The following is a 17,567-nucleotide window of genomic DNA, read 5'->3' as shown; positions in this document are numbered from 1 at the left end:
CACCTTGAACCCGCGATCCGTCACCTGGCGGACCGCCTCTACCTTGAACTCATCCGTATACCGCTTGCTGCTCATGGACACCTCCGAATAGGCCATTTTCCATGGCCCTGAGATGTCTAGGAAACCCTGGGCGATTCAGTTAGTTCTCCTCGGCCATTTCAATAGAATGGCTTTCGCCTGGCTGTCTGAGAGCTTCAGGTTAGACATAAAAGTAAAAAGCCCTGAGTCACAAAGTGCCGTGCTAGACATTCGGGGAAGATTTAGTGGCAATGGGACACCAATCCTGACAACAGAACCCGCTTCACGATCACGCGCGGACTATTTTTTCGAGATGTTTCCGCAACGTCTCTTCTACGAGAGGTTTTCCGCGTATGGAGTTTTCGTAAAAGATCGTCCTAAAGCCAGATAAATCAAAGGGAAGACGACCACGTGCTCGATCACACATCAGAATAGTGGGCTTACCCAAGGCGTGCGCATAACCGACCTCATAGTAAACATTTGGGTTATCGGGCGTGATATCCGCGATGACCACTGCGCACTGCCTTAGCGACGAGTTTATGTCTTCTATTACGAGACCAATCTGATGTATTTCATCAGCACGCACCGCCTCGTAGCCGAACTCCGAAAGCAGAGGACTTATAACTTCCTTATATATAGAGTCGTATACATCTCCAAATTGCATGACGACGAACGCTTTCGCGCGGTTATCGCTGATAACAATGTTCCTAACTTCGCACGCCCCAACGCCATTCATCCAAAACGATACCGGCGCTGGTGAAATAACTTCGAACAACCTAAAAGCGACCACATCATCTATATAGGACGTAATTTCCGATCCATTGACTTTTATTTCGACCTTAATCCATTTATCGATTTCGGCCGAGCCCCAACCTATTCCCGCGAGCCATTCCCAGTTATTCGCCACCAAGGCTCCCGCGCCGAACGGATTGGGACCATAATTGATGCCAATGTATATAGGTCGTTCGCGACCTTCGTTCAATACAACGTGGCAACGGGTAGACTCCGCGTTGATTTTGACCTCAAAACGTATGGAGCCGCTATCAAACATCTTATTGGATCTAATTAAAGCGGCGGTAATTGGTTGGCCAATATTTCGATCCACATCTGCCGTCGCCTCGTAGCTCAAGCGTCCACTACCGTTACTGGTTACCGGCCCAAAGATTGGCAGCCAGTTGACAGGTTTTTCAGCCATGAACCACCCCTTGAGAGCAAAAAAACAGCACCCAGAGTCGACTTTAAAAGTGCACTCTAACCCAATTTTGTTTGTTGGTCATTTACCCCTGTCCACGCCGTGAACCATTTTTACGAAGCTTGGCATGCGAGGATCCACGAATCGGTAGTAACCGCGACCGCACTTCTCAATTATTCCACCAGGCCTTCCGGCGACCGCAGTCAGTCGTCGATTAATCACTTGCACCTCAACATCCAGACTGACGCGGTCTCTAAGATGCTGCCGGATATCAAATGGGCGGAATTCAGCGGTTTTGCAGTACGACGCCCCAAGAACAATGAGCTTATATTCGATAGGTTTGTTAAAGCTATGCAAGCAACTGGTGTAGGAATCTTTAAGGGCGTTCTCCGAGTCCTTTACGGATTCGTTCAGAGCGTCATCAAGCACGTCATTTGAAACGTGCTTGTTTCCGCTGATCACACTTGCCTCGGCACACTTCAAGCAAATTAGGTGAGCGAAGTGCGGAAGGCCTGCGCTAATGTCGGTAACTTTGGTAACAACATCGTCAGACGGAATTTGGCTGAGCTTCTTGAAACCATTAAGGATGATCTTCTTGATATCGTCGTCAGACATCCGCTTCAGCTGCACCTCCTTAAGACACCGCTGAACCGAAGGGTGACCGGCCGTAAGATCCGAGCCAGTGCTAGCAATGCCTACCATCACAATCTTTAACTTAGACTTATTGTCGCTCAGCAGCTTGACAAGCTCCGCAAGCTTTTTTCTATCTTCCCGGTCAGATAGTGCATCAATCTCGTCTATCAGGAATATTCCGGACTTCTCTTGAAGTTGTTCGGCGATCCAGGAGGGAGAGGAAAGATTTACTTGGTGAGTGACTTTTGTCGCGCTTTGCCGGCTAGAATCAATCTCGCCGCCCGCGACTGGAATCCTGATCGAGGCTTTACCGCCGCTATTGCTTGTCTGAGTAGTTTCTATGTTCTGGTAGCCAATTTTCAGCTCTTTTAATACTTTAAGAGCAATGGTCTCAAATGAATCGCTCGAATCACATCTCTTCTCTATATATTTCCCACCACCCATGATCTGCTGCAGCAGGACTCGACACGTGGTTATCGCCAGAGAGGTTTTCCCCACTCCACGATCCCCGTACACGAGAACATGCAGACCCTCGGTATTAATTACGCTTACAAAGCGGGAGGCCTCTTCCTCACGACCAAAGAAGTGTGAAGCGTCGTCAACGGGGGAGTGGGGAGTGAAGACTCTCCTTACCCCACTTTTCACTATCCTCGCCTCGCGTTCAATCCCAAACGTCCCGTTGCTCATGGGCTCCCTGTCGATCTGAATTGATCGATAACTAGTGGACGGAATAAAACGGAATATTCCGCAGCAACAATCAAAGAAACTAGTGAGTTACATTCATGGCAAGCCATCAAATCCACCCGACCCTTTTTCTACGGGAAGCGGCATGGCTACAAGGCACTAATCTGACGGCGCGGCGAATTACTCGGAGCGTTGCACTTCGAATTTTAATCCACCTCACCTGCCACAAACTCGTGAGCCGACACACCTAGTCCCCAACGAAGCCCAGCTCCTCCAGGCGTATCGCCATAGCAGAAATGGATACTCCAAACTGGGTCGCCAAGGATGGGAATACTTCGCCGTTGTAGCGCCCCAGTCCGGCAAGCACCCTGGCCAGAACGCGACGTTGGACGGCCTTTCCATGGAACGGCTCGGCGGCAGATCCTAACGCCACCCTGGTTTGGTCGTTGAGTTCAAATACCTCAGCGTGAAAAATCGCCGAAAAGCGGGCGGCAAGCAGTTTCTCGGGCATCAGGAAGAAGGTACTGAATCGATCGGCGGCGCGCTCCTGCGGATCGCTAGAGCGGGCAGACCCCTCGATTGGACGATCCCGGTGAATGCCGCCAGCGAGAGGATGGAGCACTGCATGGGCGAGTTCGTGTCCGGCCGTGAAGCGCTGAACTGCTTCCGGCAGCGTTGGGGAGATCCGCACTTCTCGGCGGTCCCGATCGATGACACCTGCAACTTCCAGATCATTTCCCCGTCCTACGCGCTGACCTACGTCTGCAACGTAGGACAGCTGATAACCCTGCAGCCTGAGAGCGTGCTCCACGTTTAGCAACCTGATCGCGTCGCTGGGCACTTGCTCACCCCAAAATTCGCGACGGCGCCGCCACAGCTGACGATGGACTTCGGCCACGGCGGCCGCAACGGCTTGGTCTGAAGTGCTCAGCGCTTGCGGCCGACGTCGTAGCGGCTGGTTATCCTCGTTTGAGCAGAGTTGCTCCGCATGAGCATAAGGGTTTTGCAGCCGTAGCCGGTCCAAGTGCAATTTGTTGAAGTTTCCAGGCGTCATACCAGTGCTCCAAGACCAAGGGAACCAGCCCTTAATATGACTCGCTGGTTTAGGCACGAAAAAAGGGATCAGTTCATTCTAAAAAAAGCGGCAATAGCGAAATCCTCACCCGCACTTCGAATACCCACAATTCAAACAAGTCTGACACCCATCCATCAGCACCAGCGCCTGCGTATTGCACTTGGCGCACAAGGTCGCCCCCGGCGGAAACCCGCTGGCATTGCTCTCGGTATTGGACGCCGCCTCAGCCGCCTTCTTCCCCGCCGAAGCCGCCTCATACGCCGCCCGCTTCTCGGCAATCAGCCTCTTCTGCGCTTCATCCATCTCCGGGTCATGGATGAGCCCGATGTTCTTCATATGCTGCTCGATCACCGCGCCGATCTCGGCCACGATGCTCGGCATATAGACGCCACCCGCCTTGAAGTAGCCGCCGCGCGGGTCAAACACCGCCTTCATCTCCTCCACCAGGAACGTCACGTCGCCGCCCTTGCGGAACACGGCCGAGAGGATGCGGGTGAGCGCCACGATCCACTGGAAGTGGTCCATGTTCTTCGAGTTGATGAAGATCTCGAAGGGGCGGCGCTGTTCGTGCGGGGTGCCCTGGTTGAGCACGATGTCGTTGATGGTGACGTACAGCGCGTGCTCGAACAGCGGCGACTTGATCTTGAAGGTGGAGCCGATGAGCGCCTCGGGGCGCTCGACGCTCTCGTGCATCTGGATGATTTCGGCCTGGCGCGGCTCGGCGGCCTTCTTCTCAGGCTGCGCGGCGGCCGGGGCGGCCTTGTCTTCGGGCTTGACGACCTGGTAGCCCTTGATCTTCTTTTCGATCTTGATCGTCATGGGTGTGCTTTCTCTTTGCGCTGGGGCGTCGCGTGGGCGACAACCGGGTGGTGAGCGATAGGACGTATCGCGAAAGGGGAAATCCATCTGGTGCGGCGTAGCGGGAGATGGATTTCCGCTTTGGCGGTGCGGCGGCGCAGGCTCGGGGGGACGTTCGAGTCCCAGGCGGGAGGCGGTGCGCGGCGGGCGGTGCTACGGGAGGTGGCTCCGGCCCGGGCAGCGCCCGGGCCGGAGCCGGTGCTGCTTACTTGCGGCGGGCAGCCTTTTTCGGCGCCGCCTTCTTGCTGGCAGTGGACCGCTTGACCGTCGACTTGGCGACGGCCTTCTTGCTGGCGGACTTCTTTCCTGCCGCCTTCTTGGGAGCGGCCTTCTTCATGGCCGTCTTCTTGCTGCTGACCTTACGGGTGGCCTTCTTGGCCGGAGACTTCTTGGCAGCGGCCTTCTTTGGCGCGGCCTTCTTGGAAGCAGCCTTCTTCGGCGCTGCCTTCTTGGCGGCCGCCTTCTTCGGAGCCGCCTTCTTGGCGGCGGCCTTCTTCGGCGCGGCCTTCTTGGCCGCGGCCTTCTTCGGCGCTGCCTTCTTGGCGGCCGCCTTCTTCGGAGCCGCCTTCTTGGCGGCGGCCTTCTTCGGTGCAGCCTTCTTGGCGGCGGCCTTCTTCGGAGCCGCCTTCTTGGCCGGCGCCGGGGCCTGCGGAGCGGGAGCGCCCATCGGCGCAGCGGCCGGTGCGTCACCCGTGGACGGCATGGAACTGTTCTGCGCTTGATCTTCGGTATCGATGGACATGGTGGTCTTCCCCTCCGACTCTGGTTTTGTGTGGGACCCGCTGTTGGCTAGAACTTGCCGTAATAGCCTTCCTTCAGGGCATCGAACAGGTTGGCGGCGGTGTGCATTTCGCCGTCGTACTCCACCTGCTCGTTGCCCTTCAGTTCGATAACGCTACCGTCTTCCAATTCGAAGCGGTAGAGGGTGCTTTCCAGGTCGGCTTCCTTGACCAGCACGCCCTGGAAGGCGGCGGGGTTGAAGCGGAAGGTGGTGCATCCCTTCAGGCCCTGCTTGTAGGCGTAGAAGTAGATGTCCTTGAAGTCTTCGTAGGGGTAGTCGGTGGGCACGTTGGCGGTCTTGGAAATGGACGAGTCGATCCACTTCTGCGAGGCGGCCTGGATGTCCACGTGCTCCTTCGGGCTGATGTCGTCGGCCGCCACGAAGTACTCCGGCAGCTTGGCGGCCGGGTCGTCGGAGAACGGCAGCGCGTTCGCGTTGATGAGGGCGCGGTAGGCGAGCAGCTCGTAGCTGTAGACCTCGACCTTTTCCTTGGACTTCTTGCCCTCGCGGATCACGTTGCGCGAGTAGTGGTGGGCGAAGCTGGGCTCGATGCCATTGGAGGCATTGTTGGCCAGCGACAGCGAGATGGTGCCGGTGGGCGCGATCGAGCTGTGGTGGGTGAAGCGCGCGCCGGTCTCCGCCAGCTGCTCGACCAGGTTGGGGGCGACGGTGGCGATGCGCTGCATGTAGCGGCTGTACCTGGCGTGCAGCACGCGGCCAGGGATGGTGTCGCCGACCTTCCAGCCGTCCTTGCCCATTTCCGGGCGCTTGCGCAGCATGTCGCCGGTGACGGTGTAGTCGCGCGCCAGCACCGGGGCCGGGCCCTTTTCCTTGGCCAGGTCCAGCGCCACTTCCCAGCCGGCCACGGCCATCTCGCGCGAGACGTCCTCGGTGAAGCCGACCGCAGCTTCAGAGCCGTAGCGCATCTTGAGCATGGTCAGCGTGCTGCCCAAGCCGAGGAACCCCATCCCATGACGTCGCTTGCCCATGATCTCGTCGCGCTGCTGCTGGAGCGGCAGGCCGTTGATCTCGACCACGTTGTCGAGCATGCGGGTGAACACCTTGACCACTTCGCGGTATTCGTCCCAGTCGAAGCGGGCCTTGGGGCCGAACGGGTCGCGCACGAAGGTGGTCAGGTTGATCGAGCCGAGCAGGCAGGAGCCGTACGGCGGCAGCGGCTGCTCGCCGCAGGGGTTGGTGGCGCGGATGTGCTCGCACCACCAGTTGTTGTTCATCTCGTTGACCTTGTCGATGAGAATGAACCCGGGCTCGGCGTAGTCGTACGTCGAGACCATGATCATGTCCCACAGGTGCCGCGCGCGGATGTGGCCGTAGATCTTGCAGGCGACCAGGCCGTCCTCGCGGTCGACGTAGTTCTCGTGGGTGGGCCACTCGCGCCAGACCACCTTGGTCGGGTCGGCGAGATCGACTTCGCCCTGCTCCTTCACATGCACGGGGAACACCAGCGGCCAATCCTGATCGTGCTCGACCGCCTGCATGAAGCCGTCGGTGATCAGCAGCGAGAGGTTGAACTGGCGCAGCCGGCCGTCCTCGCGCTTGGCGCGGATGAATTCCTTGGCGTCCGGGTGCGAGATATCGAAGGTGCCCATCTGCGCGCCGCGGCGGCCGCCGGCGGAGGACACGGTGAAACACATCTTGTCGTAGATGTCCATGAAGGACAGCGGGCCGGAGGTGTAGGCGCCGGCGCCGGACACGTACGCGCCGCGCGGGCGCAGCGTGGAGAACTCGTAGCCGATGCCGCAGCCGGCCTTGAGCGTCAGGCCCGCCTCGTGGACCTTCTCCAGGATGTCGTCCATCGAGTCGCGGATGGTGCCCGACACGGTGCAGTTGATCGTGGAGGTGGCCGGCTTGTGCTCCAGCGCGCCGGCGTTGGAGGTGATGCGGCCGGCCGGGATCGCGCCGCGGCGCAGCGCCCACAGGAAGCGCTCGTACCAGTGCGCGCGCAGCTCGTCGGTCGCCTCCACGTCGGACAGGGCGCGCGCGACGCGCTGCCAGGTCTCGTCGATGCTGCCGTCCACCGGCTCGCCGGACTTGGTGCGCAGGCGGTACTTCTTGTCCCAGATGTCGTGGGAAGCCGGCTGCAGCGGGATGGCCGTGGCATCACGGTTGGCGGCGATTGGTGCACGCATCGTGCTCATCGGATTGTCTGACCTCCGGCCTTGCGACCCGTCTTTGAAGTTGTTTCGTCCATGCGATGCGACGGCCAAGGCGTCCCTTGCGGACAGCACGGCGGCATGCAGGTTTGCTGATCTTCCGGCCTTACGGCGCCCTCCCCCGAGGTTGCCGCATCGACACAGTACTTGGGAGAGCGACCGAGCGACTCACACAAGATGTTGTGGTGCGACCGGGCATGAACGGTATCGCCGGTCCGCGTAGGCGTCAACTGATATTTGCGGTCGATCCAACCCGCGCGACTGTCGGCGCGTTCGCGACGGCGCGGTCGTCGCCGGGGAACCTGGCCGGTCGGTTTACAGTCGCAGACCCGGTCCGTTTTTTCTGCCGAAGGAGATCCTCATGACCGCCCGTCACCGTTCCCTCGCCGGCGTGCTCGCCCTGTGCGGCGCGATGCTGCTGGGCTGGCCCGCCACCGGCCGCGCGGCACTGCCTTCGAGCGTGGCCGGGGAACCGCTGCCCTCGCTGGCGCCGATGCTCGAGAAGGTGACGCCGGCGGTGGTGAACATTTCCACCAAGACGCGCGTGGCGGTGCGCGATCCCTACTTCGACGACCCGATGTTCCGCCAGTTCTTCGGCCTACCGCCCTCGCCGCGCGAGCGCATCGAGCAGAGCCTGGGCTCGGGCGTGATCGTCGACGCGGCCAAGGGCTACGTGCTGACCAACAACCACGTGGTCGGCGGCGCCGACGACATCACGGTGACCCTGCAGGACGGGCGCAGCTTCAGGGCCAAGCTGATCGGCACCGATCCGGACACCGACGTGGCGGTGGTGCAGATCCCCGCGCAGAAACTCAAGGCCTTGCCGGTGGCCGACTCGGCCAAGCTGCGCGTGGGCGACTTCGTGGTGGCGGTGGGCGATCCGTTCGGGCTGGGCCAGACGGTGACCTCAGGGATAGTCTCGGCGCTGGGGCGCTCGGGCCTGGGCAGCAGCGGCTACCAGAACTTCATCCAGACCGACGCCTCGATCAATCCGGGCAACTCCGGCGGCGCGCTGGTCAACCTGCGCGGCGAGCTGGTGGGCATCAACACCATGATCTTCTCGCCGTCGGGCGGCAACGTGGGCATCGGCTTCGCCATCCCCAGCGACCTCACCACGCAGGTGATGGGCCAGCTGATCGCGCACGGCAAGGTGGTGCGCGGCAGCCTGGGCGTGCAGACGCAGGACATCACGCCGCGCATCGCGCAATTGCTCGGCCTCAAGACCAGCCAGGGCGTGGTGGTCACCCGCGTGGCGCCTGGTTCGGCGGCGGCGCAGGCGGGCCTGGCGCCCGGCGACGTGCTGCAGGCGCTCGACGGCAAGCCGCTGCACGGCAGCGACGAGCTGCGCAACGCCGAGGGCCTGTTGCCGCTGGGCAGCAAGGTCACGCTGAGCGTGTCGCGCAACGGCCAGGCGCGCCAGGTCAGCGCGACGCTGACGCCGGAGAGGCTCGCCGGTGCCGACGGCGGCGCGCTCGATCCGCGCCTGGCCGGCGTGCACTTCAGCGAGCTGTCGATGGCGCAGCGCGGCGAGGGCGCCGCCGGCGTGGCGATCACCGCGGTGCAGGCCGGCAGCCGCGGCGCGCGGGTGGGCCTGAGCGCGGGCGACATCGTGATCGGCGTGAACAACCGCCGCATCACCAGCCTGCGCGAGTTGCGCGGCATGGTCGGCATGCAGCCGCGGCAGCTGGTGCTGGTGGTGCAGAACGAGGACGGGGTCAGTTACGTGCCGATGGATTGAGTGCGCCACGATCGGCTCCCTCTCGCCGTCATTGATCGAAGATGGGGAGGGTCGGGGCGAGGGGGCACGCTCGCGTGGAAGGCTGTCAATGCGGGCAACCAAAGCTCCTGCCTGGGCTCGTGGTGACACTCCCGCGAGCCCCGGCCCCTCACCCCGGCCCTCTCTCCGGCGGGAGAGGGAACAAGGCTTTTCTGCCGCCCGTTCTGTGGCTTTGCTTAACGCCGGCCTATGACCGCGCTTGATGTTTGGGCGTCGGACCGATGAAATACCCGACTCCCATCACTGTGCGCTCGCTGCCTGCACGGCACGCTCACGCCCCTCTTCGAAGCCGTAGGTCGTCAACGTCATGCCCGTTCGCCCGCTCCGCCTGTTCGCCCTCTGCCTTGGCGCCTGCCTCACCACCGCGGCGCTCGCCGCCGGTCCCACGCTGGTCCTGCGCGGCGACGTGGTCACCACCCGCGGCATGATGGAGGAGGTGGCCAAGGCCTGGGCCAAGGGCGGCCACGGCAAGATCGACGTGCAGCCGTTCAACACCGCCTCCGGCCTGGAAGCGGTGGCGCACGGCACCGCCGACATCGCCGGCAGCGCGCGCCCCGGCGACGGCAGCGCGGCCGAGGCCGGGCTCACCTTCACGCCGGTGGCGTGGGACGCGCTGGTGCTGATCACCCACCCGTCCAACCACGTGGGCAGCCTGAGCCTCAAGCAGGTGCACGACATCTACTACGGCAAGATCACCAACTGGAGCGAGGTCGGCGGCCCGAACGAGCCGATCGACGTCTACGCGGTGGCCAGCCCCGGCGACGGCGTCGAATACAGCCTGCGCAAGCTGTTGTTCGGCCGCGGCAACCAGCCGGTGGCCGCGCCGCGCCTGTACGTCAACACCGCCAAGCTGGAAGAGGCGGTCACGCTCGATCCGAAGGCGCTGGGCGTGACCACGCTCTCGCGCGTGGCGGCCAACGGCAAGGTCAAGATGATCCGCATCGACGGCACCGCGCCCAGCGCCGCGACCGTCGCCAGCGGCAGCTACAAGCTCTATACCCCGCTCTACCTGGTGACCAACCCCAGCAGCCCGCACGGGGCGCAGGCGCAGGCCTTCGTCGACTTCGTCGCCTCCGACAAGGCCACCGCGGCGCTGCGCAGCCACAACGCGGTGCCGTTCGCCGCCGGTACCGCGCTGGCCTCGGCCGACAGCTCGCGCCGCGCGCAGATCCTCGCCGAGGTGGGCGCGCATGCCGCGCCGGAGCCGACCCCGAGCACGCCGATCGCCGCGCCGGGCGCCACCTACGCCTCGCGCGCCGCCATCGCGCCGACCTCCGAGCGCACCGCCGAGGCGCGCCGCGCGCTGGAGGAGCGCAGGGCCAAGGCCGCCGAGCTGGCCGCCGCCAAGGCCAGCCTGAAGGGCGTCAGCGGCGAGGCCGTCACGGTCGATGCCGCCGCGGCGCGCGGGCACGACTTCGCCAAGGTCACCGCCAGCGCCAGCGTCAAGGCCACGGCCAAGCACGCGCGCACCTACAAGGTCGCCAAGGGCGACACGCTGTTCTCGATCGCCCGCAGCCACGCGATCGACGTGGCCGACCTGCGCGCCTGGAACCATCTCAAGGGCGACGCGGTGAAACCGGGCCAGGTGCTGCGCCTCGCCGAGCGATGAGCACGGCCGGGCGCGTGCGCATCCGCGCGCTCACGCTGGACCTGGACGACACGCTGTGGCCCGTGCTGCCGGCGCTGGAAAGCGCCGACCGCGAGCTGGACGCCTACCTGCGCGCGCACCATCCCGAGGTCGCCGCGCGCTGGCCGATCGCCGCGATGCGCCAGCTGCGGGCGCAGGTCGCCGCCGAGCGGCTGGACCTGGCGCACGATTTCACCACCCAGCGCCACCTGACCATGCGGCGCGCCTTCGCCGCCTGCGGCCTGGACGAGGCGCCGATCGAGGCGCTGTGGGAGGTCTACTACGCGGCGCGCAACCGGGTGGAGCTCTTCGCCGACGCCCTGCCCGCGCTCGAGCGCATCACCGCGCACTGGCCGGTGGCCAGCCTGACCAACGGCAACGCGGACCTGGCGCGGATCGGCATCCACGCCCACTTCCGCTGCCACGTCTGCGCGCGCGACACCGGCGTGGGCAAGCCGGATGCGCGGATCTTCCTCGAGGCGGCTCAGCGGTTGGGCGTGGCGCCGGGGCAGATCCTGCACGTGGGCGACGATCCGTTCCTGGACGTGTGCGGCGCGCGCGACGCGGGCCTGCCCACCGCCTGGATCAACCGCGAGCGCAAGCCCTGGCCGACGGAACTCGGCGCGCCGCCGGACCTGGACCTGCCGGACATGGGCGCCCTGGCCGACTGGCTGGAGCGCCAGCAGCGCGAAGGGTAAACGCCGACAGCCCCTCCTGCCTCCTCTTCCCCGGCCCCCGCCGGGGGAGATAGCTGGGGAGAGGGGGAGGCCTTTGCTTTCGCCCGACCGCAACGCCGTTTGGCAACCTCCGCCCGATCGGCGCATCATGGCCGACTCGCCGCAAGCCAACGAGGCACGAAGCCAATGCCGGAGAGCTCCACGCCCGCCCTCATCGAACGCAAGGCCGGCAAGGCCCAGGGCATCGCCATCGAGACCGTCGACGGTGCGCGTTATCCCAAGGCCCTGCGCCGCCTGGAGGCGACCCAGCGGCGCTGGCTGGAGCAGACCGGCTTCGAGCCCAAGCCTGGCCGCCATGCCCTGCTGCCCGACGCCGGCGGCAAGCTCGCGCGCGTGCTGGTGGCGGTCGATCCGGCCGAACCCCTGGCCGCCCTCGCCGGCCTGCCGTACGCACTGCCGGAAGGCACCTACCATCTCGCCGACGAAGGCGCGCTTGCCGATCTGCAACTGGCGGCGCTGGGCTGGGCGCTGGGCGCCTACCGCTTCGACCGCTACCGCAAGCCCGGCCGCGCCCCTGCCACGCTGGCGGTGCCGGCGTCCGAGCTGGCCGCGGTGACGCCGCTGGCCCGGGCTACCGCGCTGGTGCGCGACCTGGTCAACACGCCGACCGAGGACATGGGCCCCGAACAACTGGCCGAGTCCGTGAAGCAACTGGCCAGGGCGCACAAGGCGAAGCTGCGCGAGTGGGTCGGCGAGGAACTGTTGAAAGCCAACTTCCCGACCATCCACGCGGTCGGACGCGCCAGCCATCGCGCGCCGCGGCTGGTGGAGCTTGCCTGGGGCAAGGCGACCGACCCTAAGCTGGTGATCGTCGGCAAGGGCGTGTGCTTCGACACCGGCGGGCTGGACCTCAAGCCCTCCGACGGCATGCGCAACATGAAGAAGGACATGGGCGGCGCCGCGCACGCGATCGCCCTGGCCGCGCTGGTGATGGAGGCGAAGCTGCCGGTGCGCCTGACCCTGCTCGTTCCCGCGGTGGAGAACGCGGTGGCCGGCAACGCGATGCGCCCGGGCGAGGTGATCACCACCCGCGCCGGCCACACGGTGGAGGTGGACAACACCGACGCCGAGGGCCGGCTGATCCTGTGCGACGCGATCGCCTACGGCGCCGAGCAGCAGCCGGACCTGCTGCTGGACTTCGCCACCCTAACCGGCGCCGCGCGCGTGGCGCTGGGCCCGGACCTGCCGGTGCTGTTCGCCAACCGCGACGATGCCGCCGAGGCGCTGCTGCAGGCCGGGCGCGCCGTCGGCGATCCGCTGTGGCGACTGCCGCTGTGGCGGCCCTATCGCAGGATGCTCGACTCTTCGATCGCCGATTTCGCCAACGCCGGGCCCTCGCGCCACGCCGGCGCGATCACTGCGGCGCTCTACCTGGAGCGCTTCGTCCCCGAGGGCCTGCCCTGGCTGCACCTGGACACCTACGCCTGGAACGATGCCGACCGCCCCGGCCGGCCGCGCGGCGGCGAGGCGATGGGCTTGCGCGCCATGTTCGCCCTGCTGCAGAGCCGCTACGCCCGCTGAGCGCCGTCGCGCGGCCGCGGTCTCGTCCGCTACGCTGCGCGCATGAACGCACCGATGGACGATCCGCCGGGCGCAACCGCCGCGGCCCTTCGCGCGCAGGCGCTCGCGGCCGCGCAACGCGGCGACGCCGGGCTTGCCGAGCGGGCGTTTTCGCGTCTGCTCGAGTTCCAGCCCGACGACACCGACGCGCTGCTGTTTCTGGCCTCCCGCCAGCTCGACCGCGGCGAGGCGGCGCGCGCGATCGAAGGGCTGCGCGCCGCGCGGCGCGCGCGGCCGCAGGACGCGGCGATCCTGCACCAGCTGGGCGCGGCGCAGGTGCTGGCCGGCGATCCGTGTGGCGCCGAGGAGAGCCTGAGGGAGGGCCTCGCACTGGCGCCCGGCATGTTCGTGGCGCGTCTGCGCCTGGGCGTGGTGTACGAGCAGCAGGGGCGGCGGCGCGAAGCCATGACCGCCTACCTGGGCGCGATCAACGCCGCGCAGGCGCAAGGCCGCTGGCTCAGCGACGAGACCACCGCGCCGGGCCTGCGCGAGGCGGTCAAGCACGCCGCGCAGTACGTCGCCGCGGGGCGGCGCGAGCTGTTCGATGCGGTGATCGAGCCGCTGCGGCAGCGCTACGGGCGGGCGGAACTGGTCCGCGTGGACGCGTGCCTGGCCATCTATCTGCAAGAGCGGCCCGCGGCCCTGCCCGATCCGCGGCAGCGCCCCAAGTTCCTGTATTTCCCGGGCGTGCCCAGCCAGCCGTTCTACCCGCGCGAGCGCTTTCCCGAGCAGGCCCGGCTGGAGGCGGCGGTCGATGCCGTACGCGGGGAACTGCGAGCCGTGCTTGCGGACGCGGATGATCGCCTCGTGCCGTTCCTGGGCGCACCCTCGGCCGAGGCCGTGGCTGCGAGGCTGCTGGATTCGACCGGTGCGTCCGAAGCGGCGTGGGACGCGTTCTTCTTCTACCGCCACGGCGTGCGCTACGACGCCAACTGCGCGCGCTGCCCGCGCACCAGCGCACTCCTGGGCGCCATGCCGCTGGTGCGGGTGCGCGACCATGCGCCCGAAACGCTCTTCTCGGTGTTGCGCCCGGGCACGCACATCCTGCCGCACTGCGGCGTCACCAACACGCGCCTGGTCACGCACCTGCCGCTCATCGTGCCGCCGGATTGCGCGCTGCGCGTCGGCGGCCAGACCCACGCGTGGGAAGAAGGCCGCTGCGTCACCTTCGACGACACCTTCGAGCACGAGGCCTGGAACCGCAGCGGCCAGACCCGCGTGGTGCTGATCATGGACAGCTGGAATCCCGACTTGAGCGAAGTGGAGCGCATGGCGGTGGCCGACCTGGTCGCGGCCATCGGCGACTTCAACCAGTCGGTGCCCGAGCCTCTTTCTCACCCCTGAGAGCCGCATGCGTGACTGCATCGCGCGCGGCCGATAGGCACGCGCGCCGGCGTGAACCGGCTGGTCCGCACAGCCACTTTTACCTTCCATGACAAGCTCTTGCCTGCCCCATGACTGATCGCAGGGGCACTTGCTTGTTAAACAGTTGTTGCTGGCATACTCGGCTAGCTCGAAAGAGCAGGGGAAGCTGGGGATCTATTTCACCGGGGAGAACACATGAAATACGACTTGAACCACTTGTCTTTGGCAGTGCGTCTGGCCTTGGGTGCCGGCATTTTCTCGGTGGCAGCGATGGCCCAGGCGCAGTCGTCGGCGCCGGAAAACCAACAGTCGACGAACCAGACTGCGCCGCCTTCCAAGAAAGAAGCCAAGACCCTGCAGTCGGTCGTGGTGACCGGTTCGCTGATCAAGCGCGTGGACGTCGAGACGGCCAGCCCCGTGGTGACGCTGGATCGCGCCGCCCTCGCCAATTCGGGCAAGCCCGTGCTGGGCGACGTGCTGCAGCAGATGCCCAGCATTTCCGGCAATGCCACCAATCCGCAGAACAACAGCAACGGCGGCGGCGTGGCCAGTCCCCTGCTGGAAGCGGGCGACGGCGCATCGCGCGTCTCGCTGCGCGGCCTGGGAATCAACCGCACCCTGGTGTTGGTCAACGGGCAGCGCATGTCCAACCCGGACATCAACCTGATCCCGCCGGACATGATCGAGAAGGTCGACGTGCTGGCCGAAGGCGCCTCCACGGTGTACGGCTCCGACGCCATCGGCGGCGTCGTCAATTTCATTCTGCGCAAGAACTACAAGGGCGCCCAGTTCAGCCTCAACGACGGCATCTCCAGCCACGGCGATGCGAAGCGCCGCGGCTTCAACCTCACGGCGGGCACCACCGGCGAGGGATACAGCATTGCCGGCGGCATCGACTACAACAAGTACGACGAGACGCTCGCCGCGCGGCGCAAGTTCTCCCGCCAGCAGCTCTACCTGTCCAGCGGCGCGGTGGTGGCGGCCGGTTCCAGCTCGATCCCGACCGGGCGCATCCAGTTGCCCGCATCGATCGCCAGCCAGTACGGCTGCACCATCAATTCCTCCGGCACCGCCAACGTGACCCTGGCCTCGGGCAATGGATCGTCACTGGGCGACTACCGCTGCCGCCTGGCCTCGGATACCTACAACTACGCGGCGCTCAACTACATCCAGACCGCGCAGAAGCGCACCAACGGTTTTGTCCTGGGCACCTTGAACCTCACCGACAACGTGACCGCGTTCGTCGATGCGTTCTACAACCACACGGTCTCCAGCGGCCAGGACGCGCCCTCGCCGGTGGGTACCGGTGACGGCCTGATCATTTCCTCGAGCAACCCGATCAACCCGTTCGGCGTCACCTTCAGCCAGAACCCGGTGCCGGGCGATCCGAACAGCGGCTACAACTTCCAGACCCGCCTGACCGGCGCCGGCACGCGCGTACACAGCTATACGACCAATACCGCCCAGATCAACACCGGCCTGCGCGGCAACTTCGGCGAGACGAGCAGCTGGATCTGGGATGCGTCGGTCAACTACAGCCACACCAAGCGCGACCAGCGCGACACCAACGAGGTGGACATCCCCTCGCTGCAGGCCGCCGTCAACGCGGGCGCGAACATCTTCGACCAGGCGAGCGTCGGCGACCAGTTGAGGAACGGCGTCAAGACGCCGATCTACGTCTTCACGCAATCGACCAAGCAGGCCCAGGTCGACGCCAGCGGCGACCTGTGGGACCTGCCCGCCGGCACCATGCAGCTGTCGGTCGGCGCGCTGTACCGCAAGCAGTTCATGAACTACACCGTCAGCGACTTCGCGGTGCTCGACCCGGTGACCACCACCTGCCAGATCCTGCAGGAAGCCTGCGGCTCGCCCGGACGCGGCAGCTTCAACGTCAAGGAGGTCTTCGCCGAGACGCTGATCCCGCTGCTGTCGGACCTGCCGTGGGTGCGCTCGCTGAACGTCGACCTGGGCGTGCGCAGCTCCAACTACAGCACCACCGGCACCACCACCAACGGCAAGCTCGCGATCGAGTGGCGCCCGACCGACGACCTGCTGGTACGCGGCACCGTTTCGCAGGTGTTCCGCGCGCCCAACCTCAACGAGCTGTACGACGGCCGCACGCTGGTCCAGCCCAACCTCAACGACCCCTGCGTCGGGCTCACCGCGGCGCAACTGGCGGCGCATCCGGTGGCCTGCCAGTACGTTCCGGTGAACTGGGCGGGCAACTCGCCGGCGCAGGTCAACACGTTCTACTCCGGCGCGGCCACGGTGGGCGCGTCGCTCAAGCCCGAGAAGGGCAAGTCGATCGACCTGGGACTGGTCTACGATCCGGACTGGCTGCCGGGCGTGTCCACCAGCCTCGACTTCTGGCACATCTACCTGTCCGATACGCTGACCGCGATCCAGGCCGACACCGTGGTCGGCTCCTGCTTCAACAACAGCGCCAGCCCGTACTGCTCGTTCATCCACCGCCAGGACAACACCAGCAGGCAGCCGGGCCAGGTGTTCCTGATCAACACCCCGGTGGTCAACCTGGGCACCCTCAGCACCTCGGGCATCGACTACACGCTGCGCTACAAGATCCCGCACTTCGACGTGGGCAGCGTGGACCCGGGCAACTTCCGGGCGGGCCTCAGCACCAGCTACACCTCGACCTACAAGGTCAACGCGACGCCGGGCGAGCCGGGCGCCAAGACGGTCAACTACGCCGGCACCTTCACCCCGCAGTTCGGCAACATCTCGCGCTGGCGCGGCACGGTCACGCTCAACTGGGACAAGGGCAACTGGAACGCCCAGTGGCAGACGCGCTACATCAACCACCTGACCGCGCTCAATGCCGACGCCGCCATCACCGGCGTGAACATCCCGGTGGCCTCGGTGATGTACCACTCGATCCAGCTGGGCTACGCGGTGCCTTCGATCCACACCCGCTTCGACGTCGGCGTGGACAACATCATGGACAAGCAGCCGCCGCTGCTCTACCAGAACGGTTCGAACTACAACGTCGACACGGCCACCTACGACGTGCTCGGGCGCTACTACTGGGCTCGCGCGACGGTGACCTTCTAAAGGCCGAGCATCACCGG

Annotated in this window: 12 protein-coding genes; 6 read left to right on the top strand and 6 right to left on the bottom strand. The window is 65.1% G+C overall.

What is annotated here, in order from left to right; genetic code table 11:
- Nucleotides 1-307: 307 nt before the first annotated feature.
- From VGU03_RS01120 to VGU03_RS01095, 6 genes are all read right to left on the bottom strand, one after another.
- Nucleotides 308-1,213, bottom strand: coding sequence for a hypothetical protein (locus VGU03_RS01120; RefSeq protein WP_327477887.1), 906 nt, complete (start codon nucleotides 1,211-1,213; stop codon nucleotides 308-310).
- A 78-nt stretch (nucleotides 1,214-1,291) separates the two neighbouring features.
- Nucleotides 1,292-2,530: an ATP-binding protein gene (locus VGU03_RS01115; protein WP_327477885.1), complete on the bottom strand. Its 1,239-nt coding sequence runs from the start codon at nucleotides 2,528-2,530 to the stop codon at nucleotides 1,292-1,294.
- A 244-nt stretch (nucleotides 2,531-2,774) separates the two neighbouring features.
- Nucleotides 2,775-3,581, bottom strand: a complete 807-nt coding sequence (locus VGU03_RS01110; RefSeq protein ID WP_327477883.1) for an ImmA/IrrE family metallo-endopeptidase — start codon at nucleotides 3,579-3,581, stop codon at nucleotides 2,775-2,777.
- A gap of 105 nt (nucleotides 3,582-3,686) precedes the next feature.
- On the bottom strand, nucleotides 3,687-4,421 hold the full coding sequence (locus tag VGU03_RS01105) for an NrdJb (protein WP_327477881.1): 735 nt from the start codon (nucleotides 4,419-4,421) through the stop codon (nucleotides 3,687-3,689).
- A 244-nt stretch (nucleotides 4,422-4,665) separates the two neighbouring features.
- Complete coding sequence (locus tag VGU03_RS01100) at nucleotides 4,666-5,202, bottom strand: histone H1-like repetitive region-containing protein (RefSeq protein ID WP_327477880.1); 537 nt, start codon at nucleotides 5,200-5,202, stop codon at nucleotides 4,666-4,668.
- Between the two features lie 47 nt (nucleotides 5,203-5,249).
- Nucleotides 5,250-7,400, bottom strand: a complete 2,151-nt coding sequence (locus tag VGU03_RS01095) for an adenosylcobalamin-dependent ribonucleoside-diphosphate reductase (protein ID WP_327477878.1) — start codon at nucleotides 7,398-7,400, stop codon at nucleotides 5,250-5,252.
- 376 nt (nucleotides 7,401-7,776) lie between these two features.
- Between VGU03_RS01095 and VGU03_RS01090 the strand changes: the two genes are divergently transcribed.
- The 6 genes from VGU03_RS01090 to VGU03_RS01065 all read left to right on the top strand — a co-directional run bounded on the left by VGU03_RS01090 (nucleotide 7,777) and on the right by VGU03_RS01065 (nucleotide 17,550).
- Nucleotides 7,777-9,153: a DegQ family serine endoprotease gene (locus VGU03_RS01090; protein ID WP_414655919.1), complete on the top strand. Its 1,377-nt coding sequence runs from the start codon at nucleotides 7,777-7,779 to the stop codon at nucleotides 9,151-9,153.
- Between the two features lie 346 nt (nucleotides 9,154-9,499).
- Entirely contained in the window at nucleotides 9,500-10,801 is a 1,302-nt protein-coding gene (locus VGU03_RS01085) for a LysM peptidoglycan-binding domain-containing protein (protein ID WP_327477877.1), read from the top strand.
- A complete protein-coding gene (locus tag VGU03_RS01080; RefSeq protein ID WP_414655918.1) occupies nucleotides 10,798-11,517 on the top strand; it encodes an HAD family hydrolase in 720 nt (239 codons plus the stop codon). Before VGU03_RS01085 ends, VGU03_RS01080 begins: the two co-directional genes overlap by 4 nt.
- 165 nt (nucleotides 11,518-11,682) lie before the next feature.
- Nucleotides 11,683-13,077 carry a leucyl aminopeptidase family protein gene (locus VGU03_RS01075; RefSeq protein ID WP_327477875.1) on the top strand — a complete coding sequence of 465 codons (1,395 nt, stop codon included), beginning with the start codon at nucleotides 11,683-11,685 and terminating at the stop codon, nucleotides 13,075-13,077.
- 42 nt (nucleotides 13,078-13,119) lie between these two features.
- On the top strand, nucleotides 13,120-14,460 hold the full coding sequence (locus VGU03_RS01070) for an aspartyl/asparaginyl beta-hydroxylase domain-containing protein (RefSeq protein WP_327477873.1): 1,341 nt from the start codon (nucleotides 13,120-13,122) through the stop codon (nucleotides 14,458-14,460).
- 216 nt (nucleotides 14,461-14,676) lie between these two features.
- Entirely contained in the window at nucleotides 14,677-17,550 is a 2,874-nt protein-coding gene (locus tag VGU03_RS01065; protein WP_327477871.1) for a TonB-dependent receptor domain-containing protein, read from the top strand.
- Nucleotides 17,551-17,567: the final 17 nt, after the last annotated feature.

It is taken from the genome of Frateuria sp., from assembly GCF_035944355.1.
Taxonomy (GTDB): domain Bacteria; phylum Pseudomonadota; class Gammaproteobacteria; order Xanthomonadales; family Rhodanobacteraceae; genus Frateuria_A.
Note: the sequence above shows the minus strand (reverse complement) of the source record. Positions and strands in the feature narration are given on the sequence as shown.